The organism is Eggerthella sp. (genome assembly GCF_048329335.1).
In the GTDB taxonomy this organism is placed as follows: Bacteria; Actinomycetota; Coriobacteriia; order Coriobacteriales; family Eggerthellaceae; genus Eggerthella; species Eggerthella lenta.
The window spans coordinates 1-5,972 of record NZ_DBFEGU010000038.1 but is presented as its reverse complement, the minus strand read 5'-3'; the positions used below and the strand labels follow the sequence as shown (position 1 = coordinate 5,972).

The following is a 5,972-nucleotide window of genomic DNA, read 5'->3' as shown; positions in this document are numbered from 1 at the left end:
CCTGGTGGACGCGGGCAACACCGTGCTGGTCATCGAGCACAACCTCGACGTCATCAAGTGCGCCGACCGCATCATCGACCTCGGCCCCGAGGGCGGCGAGCGCGGCGGCACCGTGGTGGCCCAGGGCACGCCCGAGGAGGTCGCCCAGGTGGAGGGCAGCTACACCGGCGCCTTCGTGAAGAAGATGCTGGAGGACGGCCGGCTGTAGGGAGCGCAGGCCGAGGGATCTTTTCGACCGCTTGCTGGTGTTTTGCGGCGATCTCTCGAAACCCCCTTTACCGCGTCGGCGGGACGTGCGACAATGCCCGCTTTGCAGACGGCGGAGAGAGCATGCGGGAAGAGGGTTCGATTCAAGTGGCGGAAACGGCGGCGGGGAACCGTCATGTTGTGCGCGGCATCGTATGCGCGCTTGCGGGCGGCATCTGCTGGGGCTTCTCGGGCACGTGCGCCCAGCTGCTCATGAACGACTACGGCGCTCCCGCCACGTGGATCACCTGCGTGCGCATGGTTATCGCCGCCGTGTTCTTCCTGTTCCTTACCGCGGTGCGCAACTGGCGCGATCTCGTAGCGGTGTTCCGAGACTGGCGCTCGCTCGCGCAGATCGCGGCGTTCGCCATATTCGGCGTGCTGTTGACCCAGCTCAGCTACTTGAACGCCATCTCTTACACGAGTGCCGGCGTGGGCACTACCATCGAGCAGGTGGGGCTCGTGCTCATCATGCTGTACGTGTGCGTTCGCGCCAAGCGCCTGCCGCGTGCTCGCGAGGCGGCAGGCCTCGTGTTCGCGCTGGGCGGCATGCTGATCATCGCCACGCAAGGCGAGATCGACCAGCTCGCCATCCCTGCCGAGGGATTGGCCTGGGGCCTCGTGTCGGCCGTGGCTTTGACGTTCTACACCCTCATGCCCGTGCGCGTGCTGAAGAAGTGGGGCTCCATGCTGGTGACGGGCCTTGCCATGCTGTTCGGCGGATCGGCCGCCTCGGTGGTGGTGCAGCCGTGGACCATGCCGGTGAACCTGCCGCTCGGCGGCATCGCGGCGCTGGTTGCCATCGTGATCGTGGGCACCTTGGGAGCCTACATGCTGTATCTGCAGGGCGTGAACGACGCAGGCCCCGTCAAGGCGAGCCTTCTGTGCTGCGTCGAGCCCGTTTCGGCCATGATCCTCGCGCTCGCGTGGCTCCATACGCCGGTGAGCGGCTGGGACCTCGCAGGATGCGCGCTCATCGTGATCATGATCTTCCTCGTCACCGAGCGAGAGCCGAAAACGGAGCAGGCCGCCGAGGGCGAGGGCGCGCTCGCCGACGCCTACGACGACCCGCCGCTGTTCGCAGGCCGCGCTTCGGTGCTGGGCTACTACACCAGCCGTCCGGCCACGCGCGATGATTTCGAGCGTGCCACGGCGCTGCTCGACGTCGGGCATCAGACGTTCGCGGAGCTCGGCATAGACGAGGGTCGGAGCAAGAAGTACCCATCGGCGCGTCGTCTCATGCACAGCATCAAGAACGGCACGACGCACGTCATCGAGGATGCCCACGGCCGCATGATCGCGATGTTCGCCGTGTCCTTCTCGCCTGACAAGAACTACGAGCGCCCCATCGACGGCGCTTGGCTCACCGACACGTCGGCCGAACCGCAGCCCTATGCGGAGCTGCATTGGGTGGCCGTCGACTATCCGGCTCGCCGCCGCGGCGTCGGCATGTTCATCCTCGACAAGGCCGACCAGATCGCCCGTGCGGGCGGCCGGTCCAGCATTCGCGCCGACGTCTACGAGCTGAACGGGCCCATGCAGAACCTGCTTGAGAAGCACGGGTACGAACGCTGCGGAACCATCACGATCAAAGACGTGTTCGGGCGTGTGAAACATCGCGTGGGCTACGAGAGAATGTTGCGTTGACGGAGGGGGTATTCACCCCTTGACATGGTGTTTTGCTCGCCTGTCCAAAACTGGGGCAAAACTCTTGCAAAACATCTTTACCGCGCTGCCCATACATGCGACAATGCGCTGATGCAACGTGGCGCCGGCCGAGAGGCTTGCTGCCGCGCGAGGCGCAGGATCGATGAGAGGAGGAAACGTGGGTCAGACGGTCGCATCGGGCTCCGGGCAGGGCGGCGGTACCGTCGCATCGGGCAACCACGTGGTCCGCGGCATCGTCTTCGCGGCTCTCGGCGGCATCTGCTGGGGCTTCTCGGGCACGTGCGCCCAGCTCATGACCAGCGGTTTCGGCGTTCCCGTTTCCTGGATCACCTGCGTGCGCCTGCTGCTGGCCGCGGTCATCTTCCTCGTGGTGTGCGGCGTGCGGGAGCCGCGCAACCTGCTGGCCGCTCTGCGCGACGTGCGCTCGCTCGGGCGCATCGCGGCGTTCGCCTTGCTGGGCGTGCTTCTGACCCAGGTGAGCTACCTGTCGGCCATCTCCTACACGAACGCGGGCACCGGCACCGTGCTGGAGCGCCTCGGCCTCATCGTCATCATGGTGTACGTGTGCCTGCGCATGCGGCGCCTGCCGCGCATCCGCGAGGCCGCCGGCCTCGTGCTCGCCATCGGCGGCACCGTTCTCATCGCCACGAAGGGCAACCTCGGTTCGTTGGCCATTCCTGCGGAAGGCCTGTTCTGGGGCATCATCTCGGCGTTCGCGTTGGCGTTCTACACGCTGCTTCCCGGCAAGGTGCTGGAGAAGTGGGGCAGCTTCATCGTGACGGGCCTCGCCATGCTCATCGGCGGCGCGGTGGCCACCGTCGCCGTGCAGCCCTGGACCATCCCCGTCGAGGTTTCGCCCGAGCTTGCCGGGGTCATGTTCGCCATGATCATCGTGGGCACGTTCGCCGCCTACCTGTTCTACCTCCAGGGCATCACCGACGCCGGCCCTGTGCGCGCGGGTCTCGTCGGCTGCGTCGAGCCGGTGTCGGCCACGGTCATCTCGGCGGTGTGGCTGGGCACGCCGGTGGGCGTCGTCGACGTCGTCGGTTGCGCCATGATCATCGGCATGGTGTTCCTCGTCACCGAGCGCGAAGAGGGCTCCGGCGGCGCGGCCTCGTACGACGGGGCGGCATACGACCTTCCGCCGTTCCAAGGGCGCGCCACCGAGCTGGGCTACTACAAGGCGCGCCGTGCCACGCGCGACGACTTCGAACGCGCGAAGGCGTTGCTGGAGGGCGGTCATCGCGCCATGGCCTCGCTCGGCATAAGGGAAGGTCTCAAGAAGTACCCGTCCGCGCGCCGTCTCATGCGTTCCATCGACGCGGGGAAGACCTATGTCGTGGTTGCGTCCTCGAGCGATTCGAGGGCGGATGGCTCCTCGGCCGACGAAGGCCGCATCATCGGCATGTTCGCGCTCAATCCTCAAGGCGATCCCGCCTATGCGCACATGACGGGTGCGAAGTGGGCCACGGAGCCCTCCTCGCCCGACAACCCCGCCTACTCGGCGCTGCATTGGGTGACCGTGGCGTCCGATGCGCGAAGACGCGGCGTGGGCGGTTACATCCTGGGAACCGCCGAGCGCATCGCCAAGGGCGACGGGAAGGTCAGCATCTGCTGCGACATCTACGAGGACAACGTCCCCATGCGCGAGCTGCTGCTGTCGTACGGCTATCAGTTCTGCGGCAACGTGGAGATCCGCTCCCGCTTCGGCCGCGTCAAACACCGAGCCGTGTTCGAACGCGTCTTGTAGCCTTTCGGCTTCGCCGCTCCAACCCAACCTCTGTTTAGCGAACGTATCCAAAGAAGAAAGAGAACCTCCTGTGCAATTTCGCAGAACCTGCGCATGCGACATCGATCGCATCATGAGCATCCTCGCCGACGGCCGCGCCTCGCTCGCAGCGCTCGGCATCGACCAATGGCAGGGCGGCTACCCGCATCGCGCCGTCATCGAGGACGATACGGCTCGCGGCGACTCCTACGTGGTGGAGGCCGACGACCGCATCGTTGCCACCGCTATGATCGGCTTCTCGGGCGAGCGCGACTACGATCGCATCGAAGAGGGCTCGTGGCTCACTTCCTGCACGTCCGAGCGTCCGTGCTACGGCGTGGTGCACCGAGTGGCCGTGGCTTCCGACGGGAAGAATCGCGGCGCCGCGACGTTTCTGCTGGCTCGCGCCGAAGAGCTGGCGCGCGCGAACGGAAGCGCCAGCGTCCGCATCGACACGCACCCCGGCAACGCGCCTATGAGGAAGCTGCTGGCGAAAGCCGGCTATGAGCAGTGCGGCATCATCTACATCGCCCATGCCGAAGGGGGGACGCCCGAGCGCATCGCTTACGAGCGGTTCGTGTAGCCAGGCGAGCTTCTTCCGAGATTCTGGCGACCGGAAAGGGGCGTCGTTGTCGGGAACGCGCCGTTCGGGCGCGGTGCCGTTCAGCTTCCTGTCGAAATTCTGTCGCTCGCGCGCTTCGGCGGACGCCCGCTCGCCACAGGGTATAATACGGAGCACTATGTCGGTCAAATCGCGCGAGAAAATAGCATTGGCGGTGTTCGCCGCCCTCATCGTGCTGAGCCTTCTGGGCTTAGGATGGTACCTGGTCGCCGGGCATTCCTGGAATGTTGCCGCGTCGAACATCGACGACACGTTCGGCAGTATGGACGGCTATACCGCCATCGTGTACGAGGGTACCGCCGTGCCGCAGACGGCAGCCGAGAAGGCGGCGGAAGCGGCGAAGGAGGAAAAGGCCGCGAAGGGGGCTGCTGGTTCGGCTTCTTCGGACGAGAAGGGGTCGCACGAGCTCGATCCTGCCGCCGATGACGACGAAGGGAAGCCATCCGAGCGCGAGGAATCCGGACGGGAAGCGGACGAGCGGGAGCTTCCCGAAAAGGATGCTGCTTCGTCGGCGGTCGAAGCGGAACCGGATGCGAGCGCGGCGGCGGGAGCGCGCTCGAACGGGACGAGCGCGAAGTCCAAGCCGACCGTGACGGTGGCGGAGGCTCAGAAAAGCTACGAGGACAAGAAGGCCACCGTGTTCTCCTTGGACACGACCGATCTCGGGCAGTACGGCGAAGGCATCATCCTCAAGAAGGGCGGTCATCGCTTCGGCGTGTTCAGCGTGACCGCCCCCACCACGGTGCGCGCCATCGAGAAGCAGGTGGCGTACTTCGTCAAGTACAAGGTGGACTTCATCGTGGCCATAACGCCCGACAAAGCCTACGTCGACGACGCCTCCGGCATCGACATCGTGATCTCGACTCAAGACGAGGACCTGTTCGTGATGGGCGAAACCATCGACGGCACCTTCTATGTGGACGCTCCCGAGGCGGGCAAGGTCGGCACCATCCTCATCTCCCCCAGCAACGTTGTGTCGGCGAAGGTCATCGAAGAGCTGTGATCGTCAGCGCATCGAGACGAACCGACATCCCGCGGTTTCATTTCGACTGGCTGCTCGGACGGTTCGAAGAGGGCTTCGCGCTCGTGCGCAACCCGGCGGTGCGCACTCGGGTGAGCCGTGTGATCCTGTCTCCGGACACGGTGGATTGCGTCGCGTTCTGGACGAAGGATCCTTCCGTGCTGCTCGCGCGCAAAACCGAACTGGATCGCGTCTGCCCATCGCCCTATTTCGTGCAGTTCACGCTCAACGCCTACGGTGCCGACGTGGAGGCGGGCCTGCCCCGCAAGGCGCGGCTGCTGGAAACGTTCCGCTCGCTTGCTGACGCTCTGGGGCCCGATCGCGTGGTGTGGCGCTACAGCCCTATCCTGTTGGGAGGCGCCTACGACATCGCGCACCATATGCAGTGGTTCGAGGCGTTCGCGGCGCGGTTGGAAGGCAGCACGCGCACCTGCCGCATCAGCTTCCTCGACATGTACCCGAAGATCGCCGGTCGCATGGCGGCGCTCGGGTTCGTCGGAGTGCCGGAAGAGGCGAAGGCCGCGCTTGCGCTGCGGCTGGCCGAACTGGGCGCCGCGCGCGGCATCGAGGTGGGCGGTTGCGGTGACGGGGCGCTCGACGATGCGGGGCTGGCTCGAGCAGGGTGCATCGATGCCGCTGTCGTGGAG

At 65.9% G+C, this 5,972-nt stretch carries 6 protein-coding genes; all 6 read left to right on the top strand.

Going from position 1 to position 5,972, the window contains the following annotated elements:
- Window positions 1–208 (top strand): hypothetical protein (locus ACMO6A_RS01455; RefSeq protein WP_418470678.1); only part of this gene is annotated, 208 nt, incomplete at its 5' end.
- A 122-nt stretch (window positions 209–330) separates the two neighbouring features.
- Window positions 331–1,893, top strand: a complete 1,563-nt coding sequence (locus ACMO6A_RS01450; RefSeq protein WP_035578280.1) for a GNAT family N-acetyltransferase — start codon at window positions 331–333, stop codon at window positions 1,891–1,893.
- A 178-nt stretch (window positions 1,894–2,071) separates the two neighbouring features.
- A complete protein-coding gene (locus ACMO6A_RS01445) occupies window positions 2,072–3,664 on the top strand; it encodes a GNAT family N-acetyltransferase (RefSeq protein ID WP_009304431.1) in 1,593 nt (530 codons plus the stop codon).
- Window positions 3,665–3,734: 70 nt separating this feature from the next.
- Complete coding sequence (locus tag ACMO6A_RS01440) at window positions 3,735–4,265, top strand: GNAT family N-acetyltransferase (protein ID WP_009304430.1); 531 nt, start codon at window positions 3,735–3,737, stop codon at window positions 4,263–4,265.
- Between the two features lie 157 nt (window positions 4,266–4,422).
- Window positions 4,423–5,307 (top strand): alcohol dehydrogenase, encoded by an 885-nt coding sequence (locus ACMO6A_RS01435; RefSeq protein WP_009304429.1) that lies wholly within the window; start codon window positions 4,423–4,425, stop codon window positions 5,305–5,307.
- Window positions 5,304–5,972, top strand: a 669-nt coding sequence (locus ACMO6A_RS01430; RefSeq protein ID WP_418470677.1) for a DUF1848 family protein, incomplete at its 3' end; no start/stop codon positions are given. The genes ACMO6A_RS01435 and ACMO6A_RS01430, both read left to right, overlap by 4 nt.